This is a genomic window from Streptomyces sp. NPDC008313 (assembly GCF_042956125.1).
Taxonomy (GTDB): domain Bacteria; phylum Actinomycetota; class Actinomycetes; order Streptomycetales; family Streptomycetaceae; genus Streptomyces.
Window position 1 is genome coordinate 39433 of the sequence record NZ_JBIBFR010000028.1, and the last position, 15218, is coordinate 54650.

General features: G+C 71.0%; 13 protein-coding genes, 1 tRNA gene and 1 pseudogene. 10 read left to right on the plus strand and 5 right to left on the minus strand.

All coding sequences use genetic code 11. The features are described 5' to 3' along the window. Nucleotides 1-108: 108 nt before the first annotated feature. The 5 genes from ACFY93_RS29655 to ACFY93_RS29675 all read left to right on the plus strand — a co-directional run bounded on the left by ACFY93_RS29655 (nucleotide 109) and on the right by ACFY93_RS29675 (nucleotide 5751). Complete coding sequence (locus tag ACFY93_RS29655) at nucleotides 109-552, plus strand: hypothetical protein (RefSeq protein ID WP_391364667.1); 444 nt, start codon at nucleotides 109-111, stop codon at nucleotides 550-552. 1831 nt (nucleotides 553-2383) lie between these two features. Further along, nucleotides 2384-3634, plus strand: a complete 1251-nt coding sequence (locus ACFY93_RS29660; protein WP_391364669.1) for a helix-turn-helix domain-containing protein — start codon at nucleotides 2384-2386, stop codon at nucleotides 3632-3634. 88 nt (nucleotides 3635-3722) lie between these two features. Further along, a complete protein-coding gene (locus tag ACFY93_RS29665; RefSeq protein ID WP_391364671.1) occupies nucleotides 3723-4328 on the plus strand; it encodes a hypothetical protein in 606 nt (201 codons plus the stop codon). Nucleotides 4329-4522: 194 nt separating this feature from the next. Next, entirely contained in the window at nucleotides 4523-5023 is a 501-nt protein-coding gene (locus ACFY93_RS29670) for a hypothetical protein (RefSeq protein WP_391364673.1), read from the plus strand. Nucleotides 5024-5097: 74 nt separating this feature from the next. Beyond that, nucleotides 5098-5751, plus strand: coding sequence for a methyltransferase domain-containing protein (locus ACFY93_RS29675; RefSeq protein WP_391364675.1), 654 nt, complete (start codon nucleotides 5098-5100; stop codon nucleotides 5749-5751). A gap of 717 nt (nucleotides 5752-6468) precedes the next feature. On the opposite strand, the pseudogene ACFY93_RS29680 reads toward ACFY93_RS29675, so the two are convergent. Continuing rightward, a pseudogene (locus ACFY93_RS29680) lies at nucleotides 6469-6689 on the minus strand (IS5/IS1182 family transposase); the annotation flags it as partial. Nucleotides 6690-6844: 155 nt separating this feature from the next. Here ACFY93_RS29680 and ACFY93_RS29685 point away from each other — a divergent pair. Next, the gene (locus ACFY93_RS29685) at nucleotides 6845-7414 is read left to right on the plus strand and encodes a GNAT family N-acetyltransferase (protein ID WP_391364678.1); all 570 of its coding nucleotides are present in this window, start codon (nucleotides 6845-6847) and stop codon (nucleotides 7412-7414) included. Nucleotides 7415-7618: 204 nt separating this feature from the next. On the opposite strand, the gene ACFY93_RS29690 is transcribed toward ACFY93_RS29685, so the two are convergent. After that, nucleotides 7619-7690: transfer RNA gene (locus tag ACFY93_RS29690), tRNA-Val, on the minus strand. 33 nt (nucleotides 7691-7723) lie between these two features. Between ACFY93_RS29690 and ACFY93_RS29695 the strand changes: the two genes are divergently transcribed. The 4 genes from ACFY93_RS29695 (at nucleotide 7724) to ACFY93_RS29710 (ending at nucleotide 10330) form a co-directional block, all read left to right on the plus strand. Then, nucleotides 7724-7876 carry a hypothetical protein gene (locus ACFY93_RS29695; protein WP_391364680.1) on the plus strand — a complete coding sequence of 51 codons (153 nt, stop codon included), beginning with the start codon at nucleotides 7724-7726 and terminating at the stop codon, nucleotides 7874-7876. Nucleotides 7877-7949: 73 nt separating this feature from the next. Then, nucleotides 7950-9323 carry a hypothetical protein gene (locus ACFY93_RS29700; RefSeq protein ID WP_391364682.1) on the plus strand — a complete coding sequence of 458 codons (1374 nt, stop codon included), beginning with the start codon at nucleotides 7950-7952 and terminating at the stop codon, nucleotides 9321-9323. A 134-nt stretch (nucleotides 9324-9457) separates the two neighbouring features. Further along, nucleotides 9458-10054: a DUF4383 domain-containing protein gene (locus tag ACFY93_RS29705; protein ID WP_391364684.1), complete on the plus strand. Its 597-nt coding sequence runs from the start codon at nucleotides 9458-9460 to the stop codon at nucleotides 10052-10054. Nucleotides 10055-10105: 51 nt separating this feature from the next. Next, complete coding sequence (locus ACFY93_RS29710) at nucleotides 10106-10330, plus strand: FmdB family zinc ribbon protein (RefSeq protein ID WP_391364686.1); 225 nt, start codon at nucleotides 10106-10108, stop codon at nucleotides 10328-10330. Nucleotides 10331-10528: 198 nt separating this feature from the next. Here ACFY93_RS29710 and ACFY93_RS29715 read toward each other — a convergent pair whose 3' ends face one another. Genes ACFY93_RS29715 through ACFY93_RS29725 form a run of 3 tightly spaced genes read right to left on the minus strand, consistent with a single transcriptional unit; the run spans nucleotide 10529 to nucleotide 15179 of the window. Then, the gene (locus tag ACFY93_RS29715) at nucleotides 10529-11395 is read right to left on the minus strand and encodes an HAD family hydrolase (RefSeq protein ID WP_391364688.1); all 867 of its coding nucleotides are present in this window, start codon (nucleotides 11393-11395) and stop codon (nucleotides 10529-10531) included. Then, on the minus strand, nucleotides 11392-13968 hold the full coding sequence (locus tag ACFY93_RS29720; protein WP_391364770.1) for a phosphoribosyltransferase domain-containing protein: 2577 nt from the start codon (nucleotides 13966-13968) through the stop codon (nucleotides 11392-11394). Before ACFY93_RS29720 ends, ACFY93_RS29715 begins: the two co-directional genes overlap by 4 nt. A gap of 47 nt (nucleotides 13969-14015) precedes the next feature. Then, entirely contained in the window at nucleotides 14016-15179 is a 1164-nt protein-coding gene (locus ACFY93_RS29725; RefSeq protein WP_391364690.1) for an HpcH/HpaI aldolase/citrate lyase family protein, read from the minus strand. Nucleotides 15180-15218: the final 39 nt, after the last annotated feature.

The window sequence follows — 15218 nt, forward strand, 5'->3', positions numbered from 1 at the left end:
GCTTGACCGCACGAAGGGACACACCGGTGTGCTGATACTCTCCCCGCGCGCTGACCAGCGTGAATCACCCCGGCATGGGCCGCGGAGCTGGTCCTTCGAAGGGGCGACGTGAGCAAGCGGATCCACCAGGCCGTCGGAATCGTGGCGGCGATCATCGCCTTGTCGGGGTGCGGAACCTCGGCCGCCGAGGAGGCGAAGCCCCCGTCGACTCCGTCGTCGCCGACGGCGCGTCCCGCCGAGGCCGGCACCGAGACCACCGGTGACGAGGTCGATGCGAGGCTCACCGGGATATGGGGCAACACGTCCGCCTCCTTGCGTAACCCCGACACTCTGCTCGTGCTCGTCATCAAGAAGGACGAGCAGGTCGAACTGAGGGGAATGCACTTCTGCCGCGGCAAGGTGGCCAAGGAGGACGGAATGCACGTCATCAGGCTCACCTGCGAAGACGGCTACACAGACAGGACCGTCGGACGTGTCTACGGGCTGGCAAAGGACACCATGACCGTCGATTGGGAGGGCTACGGGGCCGACAGCCTCAGCCGGGAACCGTAGACACGCGGCCGACAGCAGGCCGAGGCCTCCGCACCATGCCGGTGGTCGGGATTGATGCATCTCGCCGCTGCACTGCGGTGCTTGCCCGGCCGCTCGTCCCACCGGAGACCAGACGATGCAAGTAGCGGGCGGGACTGGCCTGTTCGGCTGTGACGGCCGATGGGTACGCTTCCTGGCAGCCCCTGGTGATCAGTGCCGAGGCGCCAAATCGCGCAGCACGGTCTGAGACGAACGGGGGATGAGATGGTCTACCTGGTGCTTACTGCGTTAGCACCTGCGTCCATTGCGGCGGCCGCGATAGTCGTGCTGGTACGCCGTGAGCGACGCCGGATGATTCCGGGTCCGGACGGGCAGCAGATCGAAGCGACGGCTACGAGAGCCTTTCGTGACGCGCGTCGGCAGGCTCACGCCTATCAGCATTTCATTGACGCCAGTGGCAGCATCAGCGCCCTGCGGGATCGTGACTCCGGGCTGTAGGCACCTTCAAGAGCTGAGGCGGCCGGGAAGGCGAAGTGGACTCCACGCGGACTGTCTGGCACGTATGTGGCACAGATCCGCCCAGCGGCTGAAAAGGACCAACGCCGAGGCATCCGGATGCACACCGGCTGACCTGGGCCTTGTCGTGTCCTGAGACTGGCGGGCGCGGACGGTCTCGAACTGCCCACAAGAAAGCCTCTGACCAGTGAAATAGGTCAGGGATTCCCGCCGCTCTCACCTCCCATTACAACCGTGCTCCCTTGGTTTCCCGTCCGATCGGGCAGGAAAGTCACACGGGGCTCGCCTGGTCGCTTGCCTCTCCGGGCGGGTGCGGTTCAGGCTCCGGCGTTCGCCACAACGCAAACGTACTGTGGCGGTTGCGTTCCGCCATCGTTCGGAAAATCCAAAACGGCCGGGTAGGTCATACGGGTGTCCGGGTAGGACTGCGCGCACTCTGGAGGACTGTCGGAGAAGATTGATGTACCGTCCGGTTGGATCGCTTGTCCGTCTGCGCCGACCAGGTCAGCTCCGCACTGATATCCCGGTGCGTTCATGAGCAGGGTGGCGTCCCTTCCGGCTCCGTCACTGCTACCGGTCCAGGCGAGGCAGTAGTTGGACCCGGGATCTCCGCCGGTAGCCGGCTCCGCGATGACGTGGATGGCTTGGAGAGGAGTGGGCCCACCACAGAGCGCCTCGATGTCAGTCACGTACCAGGATGCCCCCGGGCTGCAGATGTCCCTCTTCGATTCGCAGCTTGCCTCGCCGTCGGCGAACTTGAACGTCACGTGAACGCATGGCGGTGCCTTGCTCGCCGAGGGCGGCACGTTTGTGGCCTTCGAGAGAGATGCCGTCGGCGATGGGGAAGGCACAGCATCCTTCACTCCGTTGGCACGTGATGCGCTGTGCGTCGCCGGATGAGGGGTTGCGGCATCGACAGAGTGCCCGCCCCCCGCCGGATGCCGCAGGAGCATAGCTACGCAAATCCCTAGAATGACCGCGAAGGCTCCCCCGGTTGTCGTCACCTTCCAAGGGAAGCGCGAGCGGGGGGCTTCAGCGATGACCGGGATGCTTTCCAGAGTGTCACCGTTGTGGAAGGCAAGCACTTCATCAGGACGCGGCGGTCGCTTCGGCGGTTGTGGCGTACGCACTGTCCCCCTCCCAGGTTCGTAATACGTGGCTCACCATAGGGACAGCAAGGGGCACGTGGAGCGGACTGACCGGAAGAGCAACGGCGTTGTGATTCGGCCGAGGGGATGAACGGAGCCGAGCCAGCCGGGTGCTCGGCTCATGCCACCGGACCTTGGGCCCGCCCCATACGCTGTCAGTGACGAGCCGTACAGAGAGGGGCGTGACCGTGCCAATCGACGCTACCCCGGACCCGTACGCCGACCCGATGGTGTTCGGCCAGAGAATGCAGATTCTCCGCACCCGACACGGCATGACCCGCGACCAACTCGGCGGGCTCCTCGGCCGCTCCGGGTCATGGGTCAAGGGCGTCGAAACCGGCCGCCTGCGGACGCCTCGTCTCGAAGTCATCCTGCGTGTCGCCGAGTTGCTCCGCGTCCGGGACCTCTCCGACCTCACCGGAGACCAGACCACGCACCTCCCCTTGTTCACCGGCCCCGGCCACCCCCGGCTCGCCGCGGTCAAGGCCGCCGTCGACGCCTTCCCTCTGGGCGCGAGCCGTGAGGCGCCCCCAGCCGAACACCTCGCAGCCCGGCTCGCCCGAGCCTGGTCGGCCCGCCACTCGGCACCGAACCACCGTGAGGTGATCGGCGCCCTGCTGCCCGGCCTCATCCGCGACGCACAGCTCGCGGTACGGCAAGCCGACCTCGCGGCCACCCGGCGGGCGGCACAGGCCCGCCTCGCCGAGGTGTACTCCCTGTCGCAGTTCTTCATCGCCTACCAGCCCGACGCCGCACTCCTGTGGCGCGTCGTCGAACGCGGCCTCGTCGCCGCGCAGGAGTCCGAGGACCCGCACGCCCTGGGCATCGCCGCGTGGCTCGCGGCGCAGGCACACCGAGACGCGGGCCCGAACCATCACGACGCAGCCGACGCCGTGAGCCTCGAGACGCTCCGTTACCTGGAGCCTCTTCTCCCTGACGCCGGCGACGACGTCCTCGCCATCACCGGGGCATTGACGTTCGAGGCCGGATACACCGCAGCTCGCCGCGGGGAATCCGGTACCGCCTGGAGGTACTGGGATCAGGCTCGCGCCATGGCCGACCGTCTGCCCGAGGACTACTTCCACCCGGTGACGTCGTTCTCGCGCGCCATCATGGGCGCCCACGCGGTGACCGTCGCGGTCGAGCTGCACGCCGGAGGGGAGTCGGTACGGCAGGCGGCCGCCGCGGACGCCGTCGTGATCCGTTCCCGGCCACGCCGCGCTCGGCACCGTATCGAGGAAGCTCGTGGCTACCAGCTCGACGGGCAACCGGATGTCGCCCTGGCCACGCTCGCTCAGGCACACGAGGCCGCCCCGGAGACCATCAAGTACAACGGCTACGCGAAGAGCATCGTGCTGGAGGAGACCGAGGCCAAGAGCCCCGCCCGCCGGCGTCGCGCCTCGGCGCTGGCGGTCAGGCTCGGTCTGCCGGCCGCGTGAGCGAGGGGGCACAAACTGTGCCCCTGCCGCTGCCGGACTCCTCGTACGGTCCACGTGTGACAAGGAGCACCGTGACCGTGGAGGTCGCATGACCAACATCAGCAGGCGCGCCTTACAGTCTGCCGAGTCGATGGCCGGCGTAGGCATGCACGCCGTCGCCTCACACCGACTGGCCATCGAACACTGGCTGCTGTCCGCCCACCGCACTGCAGGCCAGGCCCGCCACGAGTGGGCGGTGCACGGCATCGCGCTTCTGCCCCTCGGCGGAACGTTCTCCGCCGTGCGCATCCCCGGCCGCCTGGTGCAGGCCCTGGCAGGCGGCACGGACCCGGAGGACATCGACGCCGTCCTCGACGAGACTCTCGAAGGCGGCCCGGTCATCTGCGACGCTCATGGCCCCCGCTACTACGCCCTCGTACCGGCAGCCGTGCCCCGCACCTGGCACCAGGCAACGGACGACTGGCGGGTTCACGACGTGGACTGTCTCGGCCGCGGCGCCTACTTGGGCGTACCGCGCCTGGATTTTGTGCAGTACACGATCGGCGCCGCCTCGTACTGGTCGGTCCCCCCGACGGCTCCTGCCGCGCTGTGTGGCCCTCTTGCGGTGGCCCGGCTGATCGCTGCCGGCGTCCACCAACTGACAGAGGACCGCGACCCGTGGCCGCTGAACGCCCCGTTGTCCCCACGTGCCTGAGCTCTCCTCCGCTTGGACATCCACGACTTGAACGTCCAAGGGCACGTCTGCCCGCCCTCTCGGGCTTCGAGCCTGTGCGCCTCTCACCTCTCGCCTCTCCAAGAGACTCCCGCTCGTCCCACGCTCCCGGAGCCGGGACGGCCGGGCCCCGGCCGCTTCCGCCCGGAGACGGCCGCCCACATCAGGAGGACACCGTGACCGTCGCGTTAGCACCATCCACCAGCACCCACACCCGGGACCCGCAAACACTCCTCAATGCCGTCGCCCCGCACATCACCGAGCTGACGATCAACGTCTTCGACGGCGGCATGAGCATCTGGGAGCGCGAGGTCGCCCTGCTCCTGCGCGACCACACCATGGTCCGGAACATGGCCGAACGCGTCCTCGGCAACGCAGTCATGTACACCCTCGCTTCCATCGAGAACCCGGACGTCCACCTCGGTGTCGGCACGCTCGTGGACATCGGCGTCCACCAGCTCATCCTCGACACCCCCGTCTGGTGGGGGATCTGCCGCCTCTACAACGGCGGCCGATTCAAGCACCACGCTCCGTTCATCGAGCGCCGCAACGACGGCCTGTGCCTACGGACCTCCGACTTCCTCACGTCCCAGGGCTGGTCCATCGACGAGGAGCTGTGGACCATCGACGGCGCGAACTGCTCCCCCTGTGACAACAAGGTCCCGGACAGCCACTGATCCCACTACAGTCGCCCCTGCCCTCACCGTTCGAGGGCAAGGGCTCCCGCGCACCACCGACCGAAGGATTCGCAGTGCCCGTACCCCACGACATCCCGGCCGAGACCGCACTCTGGGACACCTACGCCGAGAGCGCGTTCGACACCGAGGCCGAGCCTTCGTTCTGCTGGACGCAGTACACCGGACACGGGCCGGGCCCCGAACTCCTCGGCACCTGCGAGTCCGTGCTGGAGATCGGCTGCGGCACCGGTCGCGCCCTCGCCCACCTCGCACAGCAGGGTGTCACGACCGTCGGCGTGGACCTGTCGCCGCGGATGGTGCAACTCGCCACCGAGCGGTGGGCACCGCTCGGCATCCGCTTCGAACAGGCCGAAGTCCTCGCCTGGCTGGCCACCGACCAGAGCCAGTACGACGCGGTGTACTCGATCTTCGGCGCGGCCTGGTTCACCGACCCGTCTCGCCTGTTCTCCCTCGTCCGTGGCCGCCTGACCCCAGGCGGGCGGTTCGTGTTCTCTCAGCCGCCTGCGATCCCGGGGGCCTACGGGCCGCAGGGTATGTACAAGGGCGGCTTCGCCGGGAGGGCGCAGTTCACCTACCGCTACAGCTACAGGCCCGCGGTGTGGGAGCGGTTTCTGATCCGGGCCGGGTTCGCCACCGCGGAGGCCCAGGTGGTGGAGGCTCCGACGGCCGACCACATCGGCACGCTCATCGTCGAGGCGCAGACCTGAGTCCGCCGCTCGCCTGCCTTCCATCCGGCCGGGTCCCTACATGTGCACATGAGCCCCTTCCTTTTCGCCAGGCCGACCATCTGCAGCACAAGACAGACAATGCGCAAAGCCCCGGTCGCCGGATGCATACCGGCCGACCTGGGCCCTACTCATGTCCTGGACCTGGTGCCAGGTACACGGTGCTTCTCGGCTGCTACGAGTTCCCGTTGACCGTCGCTGACCGCACAATGCGGCACGGCTGTAGCACGTTCCGGGCTCATGCACGTTTCTGATAGCGGACCGTTGGCTGCTCGAAAGTGGTGGTCTGCCTGAAGGGCTGCTCGGTACGGTGACGCGGTGTGCTTCTACGCCATGACCTACTACAAGCTGCACTACGCGTGCGTCTCGTGCCGTGTCAGCTTCAAGCAGCATGCCTATCCGCAGCGGGAGCACCTGTGCCCGAACTGTGCTCGACCCCTCATTTGTGCTGGTCACGACTTCGCCCCTCCGCCCAGGCGTGATGTCCGCGGGTGGTCTGTGGTGGCTGCGGTGTTGGGGGAAGGGCTGCGCTACGAGGGGCGACCGGTCTGCGGGTGTGGCAAGGAGCCCAAGTACCGCCCGCGGACAAGAGCCGAACTACGGGTGCGTCGGATCGTCGCCACAAGGGACGGGCTTCCGTTGTCCGAGGCGTTTTCCCGACCGGACCCTCTGACTCCGTCGGCTGGCTGAGCTCGCACCTCAGCATGCTGGGCGGCTATGACTGATGAGGGCTGCTGCAACGCCGACGAAACCCAGGAAGTGCTCGGGCTTGCGCTCGCAGCGGCGGTGCAGGCGTCGCAGCCGGCCAGCCAGGACACAGCTCTCTCCACCACCGAGCGGTGATGACCGAGCCGCTTCGATGATTCGGTGCCCTTGCGGGCGATGCGCGGGGTCACGTTCCGCTCTCGAAGCCATCGCCGCCGACGGGAACCGCTCCGACTGAACAACTGGGAGGCCACGCCTCGTGGTGAAGTGCGGCTGCCGACCGCTGCTCTTGAAAAGACGTGGCTGCGGAGCAGTCGTGATGCGACAATCCGTCCGCAATTCGATCCACATCCGCGTCCCGGAGGTCCGCTTGGACATCACCTCGCTGCTGCCGTTGACCACGTCCCGGTTGTCGCTGCGTCTGTTCACTCCCGGCGACGCCGACGATCTGTACGCCTACCAGAGCCTGCCGAGCGTGGCGCGCTACTTGTACCGTCCGGCGCACACCCGTGAGCGCAGCGAGCAGGTTGCCGCCGAGCGTGCGGCGCAGACGGCCTGGAGGGCCGACGGGGACAGGCTGGCGCTCGCTGTCTGCCGACGCGACGAGCCCGGCGTCCTTGGAGAGGTGAGCCTCACCCTGGCCGATGTCCGGGCCGCCCAGGCCGAGATCGGCTGGACTCTCCACCCGGGTCACGAGGGACACGGCTACGCGACCGAGGCTGCCGCGGCGCTGGCCGGCTTCGCCTTCGGCACGCTCGGTGTGCACCGGCTCTACGCACGGCTGGATGTGGAGAACACCGGGTCTGTGCGGGTCTGTGAGCGTCTCGGGATGCGCCGGGAGGCCCACCTGGTCGAGAACGACCTCGATGGGGATCGCTGGGGCAGCGAGTACATCTACGCGGCGCTGTCCGCGGATCTTCGCAGTCGGTCACACGATTGAGCCCGACGCTGCCCGACCGGTACTTCGGCGCCGGGATCCAACCCTCGACCCCCGGCACTCCACCAGTGGCCCTCCCCCGCTTCCTCAGGTCACCCTCGTCGACGCGCCTCGGACCGGGTCCCGCAACCTCGATCCCTGGCCTTCGTGCTCTTCATCGCATGGCAAAGGCCCCCCAGCCGTGATCGGCTGCGGGCCTTTTCCCGGTGGGCGCGGACGGTTTCGAACCGCCGACATCCGCCTTGTAAGGGCGGCGCTCTACCGCTGAGCTACGCGCCCGGGACGAGTCGACAGCCTACATTGCCAAGGGACGTGGCCCGCAAACCCGGATCCGTGACCGTCGCGCTGCCGCGCCCCGCGGGCACGGTGTACCGGGTGTCCGCCCACAGCCAGGACAAGAAGCGTCACCGTGCGGGCGGCCGGGTGACCACGTACCGGCAAGTCACCGCGCGGAACGCGAACTAACCGGCCCGTGTGTTCGTCCTTAACCGGTGGGAGAATGACACCGGCAGGGCGGATGACACCACGGGAGAGGGATGTGACGGCGACACCTTCGCGGCCGTTTTCGCCGTACAGGGGTCCGCGGCGCCCCCGGCCCCTCCTCGACGCGCTGACGCTCATGGCTCTGCCACTGGTCGTCGCCGCCGCGCTGCCCGCGGCGTTCGCCGGTGGCGGTACCAGGCGGTGGTTCGGCGGGCGTTCGGAGAGCCAGCGGGCCGAGGCGCAGGCCGCGAAGGACGCGGCCGCCGCCGCGTTCTACGAGCTGGACACGGCCCAGCGCGATCTGCGGATCTCCATCGAGACCATCAGGGCCGTCGACGACACGCCCGCCGCCCGCCGCGCCGTCGCCGGGTTCGAGTCACTGGGCCGCCGTATCGACGAGGCCAGCGGCCAGTACATCGCCGCCGTCGACGCCCACGACCTCGACCGCGACGACCTGGAGGCGTCGGCCGCCGCGAGCGCCCGTACGCAGCTGACGCGGGCGAAGGACGAGCTGGTCGACGTCAAGCGGGAGCTGGACCGGTTCGAGCAGGGGCTCGCCCCGCTGCTCGGCAAGGCCGAGACCCAGCTGGCCCGCCTTGCGCCCGCCGTCGAGCGCGCCCGGCAGTCCCTCCTCGCCGCGTCGAACGCCCTCGACGGCGTCCGCGCGGCCGGGCTGCGGGCCGACGACCTCGCCGGGCGGCTCGCCGCCCTCGCGCCCGAGCTGACCAAGCTGAACCAGGGGGCCGGGCAGCACGGCGTCCCGCAGACCCTGGAGCGTGCCGAGCGGGTCGCCCGGGACGCCGAGGGCGTGCGCGCCGAGGCGGAGCGGCTGCCGGAGCGGGCCGCCGAGATCGACCACCGGCTGGTCTCCCTGCGCACCCGCGCGCAGGCGCTGACCACGCGGTCCGGGCAGGTGGAGCCGGTGCTGAGCGAGCTGCGCCGCCGGTTCACGGCCCCCTGCTGGCAGGACCTCCAGCACGTGCCCGAGGCCGCCGCGGAGAACGTACGGCAGGCCGAGCTGAAGCTGCGCGAGGCGCGGACGGCCCGCGACGAGCAGCGCTGGCCCGACGCCACCTCACTGCTGTCGACGGTCCGGGCGCTGCTGAACAACACGGACGAGGCCGTCTCCGCGGCCGGTGACCGGCTGAACCGGCTGAACGCCGTCGCCAAGGACCCCCACCACGAGGTCGACCGCACCCGCTTCGTGATCCGTGACGCCCAGCGGCTCGCCATGGCGGGCCGCAGCACCCCCGACCCGCGGCACGCCCGCCCGCTCGACGACGCGGTGGCCCGTCTGGACCGGGCCGTCACCGCGCTGGACGGTCACCATCCCGACTACTGGCACTTCCTGACGGAGACCGAGGCCGTGCGGGAGGCCGCGGGGCGTGTGGTCGCGCGGATACGGGAGGAGCGGGGCGCCGGGGCGTGACCCGGGCACCGGGGCGTAGCCCGGGCATCGGGACGGCCGGCCGAGCCGTACGGGCCGCACGCGGTGGCGGGTCCGGCCTCCCCGGCGGATGCTGGGACACGTAGGGCCGCCGCCAGGCTGCGAAGGAGGCGGACATGGCCACGCACGCACTGCGGCCCAAGGCGAGGCGGCGCATCCGGCTGGACGAGCACCTGCCGGTCGACCACCGGCTGAGCCAGTTCTACCGGGTCGGCGCGGGTCTGATGGGGCTCGTCCTGCTCGCCTTCGGCATCCTCGGCCTCATCGACAAGGTCGGCTTCTTCGACACCCGGGGCGACACGGTCGCCGGGCTGAACACCAACGGCACGCTCAGCGTGCTGTCGATCTGTTTCGGGCTGCTGCTGTTCGGCGGCATGGTGTGGGGCGGCAACATCGCCTCGACCATCAACATGGTCACCGGTGTCGTCTTCATCCTCAGCGGGTTCGTGAATCTGGCGCTGCTCGACAGCGGCTACAACTTCCTGGCGTTCCGCATCCAGAACGTGCTGTTCAGCTTCCTGGTGGGCGTGCTGCTGATGTTCTTCGGGATGTACGGGCGGGTCGGCTCGGCGCTGCCGCACGACAACCCGTACTGGAGAGCCCGCCATCCCGAGCAGGCGGAGAGCGAGCGGCGGGCGCGGGCGAGGGGGCCCCGCGGACCGCGCCCGGCACAGCGGCCGGATCACCCCGGACTGCCCCGCCGGCCCGCGTGACCGGCGGCGACACCCCTCGTTTCGGCGGGGTGCGCCCGCTAACCTGTGCCCATGCCTCGCTACGAGTACCGCTGCCGGACCTGCGGCGACACCTTTGAGATGAGCCGCCCGATGGCGGAGTCCTCCGACCCCGCCGCCTGCCCGGCCGGGCACGACGACACGGTGAAGCTGCTGTCGACGGTCGCCGTCGGCGGCTCGGCCTCCGCTCCCGCGCCGGCGCCCCGGGCGGGCGGCGGAGGCGGTGGCGGTTGCTGCGGCGGAGGCTGCTGCGGCTGACCGGGCCGCACACCGACCGGCCGACGGGGGCCTCACCCCGGTCACCGACCCCGCGACCCGGCGCGCGACCCGGCCCTGAGCCGAGCCGGGCTGAGCATGAGTCCGGCCCGGCTCACGCCCGGGCGGCCCCGCACCGGCCCCGGTGTCTGCCCTCACGCCGGTCCCGGCCGCCCGGCCGGTCCCACCCGGCCCTCGTGCTCACGCGTCCCGTCGGCCTCCCGCCCGCAGGAACTCCCGTACGATCCGCTCCCCCGCCAGCACGCCGCGTTCCGGCAGGGCCGTGGTCGTCGGGCCCGTCCAGCCGCTCTCGGCCAGTTCGCCGTGGCCGGGGCGCCAGCCGCGGTCGGCGGCGAGCAGCAGGTCGGAGTCGAGGAGCGAGTCGCCCGCGGCGAGGGTGAGTCCGGCGCCGGTGCGGCGGGCGATCTCGCGCATCGCCGCGCTCTTGGTGAGCGGCCTGGGGACGGCGTAGAGCTTGCGGCCCTGGAGCGAGACGGTCCAGCCGCGGTGGTCGGCCCAGACGGCGAGATCCTTGACCCATTCGCCGGGGAGCAGTTCGCGCTCGACGACGAGGTAGGCGAACAGGTCCTCGGCGACCCGCTGCTTGCGCACCCAGGCCGGGTCGGCGGAGGCGGCCAGGTGGGCGCGTATCTCGTCCAGCGGGGCGCACTCGTCGGCGAGCCGGGCGGCGACCCGTGCCTGCCACCGCGGGTCGGAGACGCCGTCGACGAGCAGGTGCCCGCCGTTGGCGCAGATCGCGTACTTCGGGAGGGGCCCCGGGAGGCTGATGCGGTGGTACTGCTCGCGGGTGCGGGTCGTGGTGGGGACGAAGAGGGCGGTGCCCCCGAGGTCCGTGAGCAGTCCCGCCGCGGTCTCCGTCATGTAGGACAGCGGCCGGCCCTGGTACACCTCGACGCAGAGCAGCCGGGGCGCCTCGGCGTCGGACATGGTCAGGGCGAGCGCGGCCGCGGAGTAGATCAGCGTGCGGTCGAGGTCGCTGGCGACGAGCACGGGCGCGGTGCCCCGCGCGGCCTCCGGGCCGGTGAGGGCGCTGTTCGTCGCGGTCATCGCGTCGTCACCGCCGTGCCGTCCGCTCCGGTCGCGCCCCGGGTGTACCTGGGGTGGATCAGCCCGACACAGCTGTACGGGAGGTCGCCGACCTCCTCGACGGGTACACCGCGTTGCTCGGCCAGCAGCCGCACGTGGTCGAGGTCGGCGCCGGCGCCCGTGCGGGCCAGGATCTTCCAGGGCACGCGGCGCAGCAGCACCCGGGTGGTCTCGCCGACGCCGGGCTTGACGAGGTTCACGTCGTGGATGCCGTACTCCTCGCTGATCCGCTCGACGGCCGCCCAGCCCTCCCAGGTGGGGGCGCGGTCGGCGGTGAGCAGCTCCTTGACCTGGACGTCGACCGTGTCGGTGACCTCCTGGAAGCGGGCGGACACGGCGTCGAGGAAGGCGCCGGACAGGTCGGAACCGGCGAGTTCGCGGTAGAACTTCGCGCCGTGGAAGTCGTGCTCGCCGACGAGGTCGGAGCGCAGGACCGTACGCGAGATCAGGCCGGAGACGGTGGAGTTGAGGCAGGCGGAGGGGATCAGGAAGTCCTCGCGGGTGCCGTACGTGCGGACGCAGCCGCCGGGGTCGGCGAGGACCGCGATCTCGGGGTCGAAGCCGGTGATCCCTTCGGCCGCCTCGAAGCGCTCGACGGCGTCGGCGAGTTCGCGGGTGATCGCGCCCTTGCCGGTCCAGCCGTCGACGAAGACGACGTCGGCCGGGTCGTGGTGGGCGGCGAGCCAGCGCAGCGCGTTGGCGTCGATACCGCGGCCGCGGACGATGGAGACGGCGTAGTGCGGCAGGTCCAGGCCGTGGCGGTGCCGGGCCCAGCGGCGCATGAGGACGCCGACGGGGGTGCCGGCGCGGGCCAGCGAGACGAGGACGGGCCGTGCGGGGGCGGGCCGGGTCCGGGCGCGGTCGGCCAGGACGAGTTCGGTGACGGCGCCGACGGCCGTGGCGATCCGGGCCGCCGAGGTGGCGAGCGCGGCGTGGAAGAGCTCCTGGTAGCGGTCGCTCGGCTGGTACTCGACCGGCAGCGACTCGGCGTAGTGGGCGCCGCCGCTCTGGATGGCCTCCTCGCGCTCCTCGGTGGGGGCTTCCAGGCGTACGTCCGAGAGGTCCTGGAGCAGCCAGCCGACCTCGTCCGGCGCGTACGAGGAGAAGGCGGGGCCGCGGAGGGGCTCGGGGAGCATGGAGGACCTTTCGGGCACGGGCGCGGGCAGGCGCGCGGTCGTGTGCCCATGGGTGTACGCGGGCGGGTGGCCGGGGGCGTGCGCGGGTATCGCGGCGGGGGTGCGCGCGGCTGCCGGTACGTACGAGGGGACGACCGCGAGCAGGACGCTCGGGGTGTGTCCGGCGAGCCGGGCGGTCAGTCCCCCGGGGCCGTGCAGTTCCGGGGTATCGGCTGCGGAGTCGACCACGGCGACGACGGCGTCGAATCCGGCGCCGGCGACGTTGTAGGCGTAGCGCTCCCCGGGGCCGTCGGCGGGGTCGTCGTGGGCCGGGAAGACGAGGCGGCTGCGGATCGCGTAGCCGGGGTCGTCGACGGCGAGGACGGGTGAGCGGGTGGTCGTGGAGAACCGCACCTCGGCGTCGGCGAGCCGCTCCAGCTCCTGGGCGAGCCGCAGGGGTGCGTACATCAGTTCCTCGAAGCCGAGTACGAGTACGCGGCGGGCGCCGTCGGGGAGCGCTCCGGCGACGCGCGCGGCCATCTCCGGCAGCGCCGCGTCGAGGCGCGTGCGGTCGCCGGGCGTGAATCCGTGCCGGCCGCCGTCGGGGACGCCCGCGGGCCATCCGAGGTCGATCCGCCGCACGGCCGCCGTGCCGGTGGTGCCGCCGGGTATCGCCGTGCCGGTGTCGCCGCCGGGTATCGCCGTGCCGTGCGTCTCGTGCTCCGCGACCAGCGCCTGCCCCTTCTCCAGGACGCCCTCCGGGAGGCGGACCGTGCCGGAGGCGGCCGCGACGAGGTCGACACGGGCGCCGATGTCCCGGGCGAACTCCTCCAGGCGGCCCAGGTCGGCGGCCGAGCGCATGTCGACCAGGGCGACGACGACGTAGTGGTCGCGCGGGTGGCGGGCGTGCAGGTCGCGGATGGTGTTGAGGACCGTGTTGCCGGTGGAGAACTCGTCGTCGACGAGGACCAGCGGGCCGGAGCCGGACAGCAGCGCGGGGTCCTCGGGCAGCAGCAGATGCGAGGTGGCGTGCGAGTGGGACTCCTCGAAACCGCCGGCGGGGGCGACCCCGGGGACGGCGCGCCGGGTGGAGTGGAGGCAGGGGGCCACGCCGACGCCGTCCGCGACGCAGTGCCCGAGGCCGGTCGCCGTCTCGGCGTAGCCGAGGATCACCGCCTCGCGTGCCCGCTCCTCGCCCAGCAGCGCCCGTACCCGCCGGCCGAGCTCGTACCCGTACCCGTACACCACGGCGGGTGACTGCGGGACGTGCTTGCCGAGCACGTTGGACACCAGGAGGTGGGCCCGTCTGGGGTTGCGCCGCAGCGCGAGCCCCAGCAGCCCGGTGAGTGACTCGTCCCCGACGAGTTCCACTCCGAGCCGCCGCGCGACCCACGTTCCCGTCCACTCCACGTCGTTCATCTGTTCCTTGTCGTCGTCATGGTCTTCCCTCGCTCCGGTGGCCCGTGTCATTCGGGCAGGCTGGCTGCCAGCAGCTCCACGAAGCCGATGTCCTCGCGGGCGACGCCGAAGACCTCGGCGCGCTGCAGGGTCCGCTCCGCCCAGGCGCGGTGCGGCTTCACCTCGTTCATCTTGTTGGTGTAGGCCGACCTCAGGACGCCGCCGCCGTCGCGTTCGGGCCGCAGGATGTCCTGGGCGTCGCTGAACTCCTCGTGGCTGACGACGGACAGGGCGTGCACGGGCGCCACGTGCGAGGGGTGGATGCAGGTCTTGCCGAGCAGGCCGTTGGCGCGGTCGAGGGCGATCTCGCGGAGCAGGCCGTCGATGTCGTGTTCGATCAGCGCGGTGCGCAGGGCCTCGGCCTTCGGGGTGAAGGGGCTGCGCCGCAGTTGCGGTTTGAACATGCGCTCCTGGAGCCGGAAGTACTCCCAGACGGGCCCGGTGACGGTGAAGCCGGTGCCGTCCGCCCGTCCGAGCACGTTCACGACGTCGGCGATCACGGAGGCGACGATCTGGACGTCGTAGGCGGTCATGTCGGGTGCGCGGCGCAGCCCGTACGCGGAGCAGAAGTCGGTGACGCCGAGCCGCAGGGCGAGGACGCGCTCGCGGTACTTGTCGACGGTGCGGTAGATGCCCGCGAGGGTCTCGCGGCGGGTCTCCAGGTGGAGCAGGCCGGGCGATTCGAGGACCGGCATGGCGAAAAGCCGCCGTCCGCTCGCGGATTCGGCGTCGGTGAGCGCCTCCAGGAACGGTACGCCGCGTTCCTCGGTGAACTTGGGCAGGACGAACCCGGACAGCAGCCGGACGGCGGGGCCGAGCCGGCCGGCCAGGTCGGGGATCTGTTCGGGTGTGCGGACCCGGACGAAGAGCAGCGGGAGGTCCGCGTCCGGCCGCCCGGCCAGGCCGGTCAGCTGGCGGACGAGGTTCTCCTCGGCGCCGACGACGTCCGCGTCGTCGATCGAGTCCTCCAGGCACAGCACCATGGAGACCACTCCGCGTCCGGCCTGCTTGAGGATGTCGTCGGCGAGCCGGTCCCGGGTGGCCGGGCTGTAGAGAGTGGCTCCCAGGGCCGCCGCGAGGACGGGGGCCGGGGAGTCCGCGGTGAAGGCGCACGGCTCCTGGTGGAAAAGACGCCGGCGCTCGTCGGGGGCCGTATGACCGAAATGACGCATGGAACTCCCCCGGGACTAGGCGGCCGAATGTGATGTGGC

Excerpts from the sequence above, each read along its gene's own strand:
- ACFY93_RS29665 (WP_391364671.1), top strand. The coding sequence starts at position 3,723 with ATGACCAACATCAGCAGGCGCGCCTTACAGTCTGCCGAGTCGATGGCC.
- ACFY93_RS29705 (WP_391364684.1), top strand. The coding sequence starts at position 9,458 with ATGGCCACGCACGCACTGCGGCCCAAGGCGAGGCGGCGCATCCGGCTG.
- ACFY93_RS29710 (WP_391364686.1), top strand. The coding sequence starts at position 10,106 with ATGCCTCGCTACGAGTACCGCTGCCGGACCTGCGGCGACACCTTTGAG.
- ACFY93_RS29715 (WP_391364688.1), bottom strand. The coding sequence starts at position 11,395 with ATGACCGCGACGAACAGCGCCCTCACCGGCCCGGAGGCCGCGCGGGGC.
- ACFY93_RS29720 (WP_391364770.1), bottom strand. The coding sequence starts at position 13,968 with ATGAACGACGTGGAGTGGACGGGAACGTGGGTCGCGCGGCGGCTCGGA.
- ACFY93_RS29725 (WP_391364690.1), bottom strand. The coding sequence starts at position 15,179 with ATGCGTCATTTCGGTCATACGGCCCCCGACGAGCGCCGGCGTCTTTTC.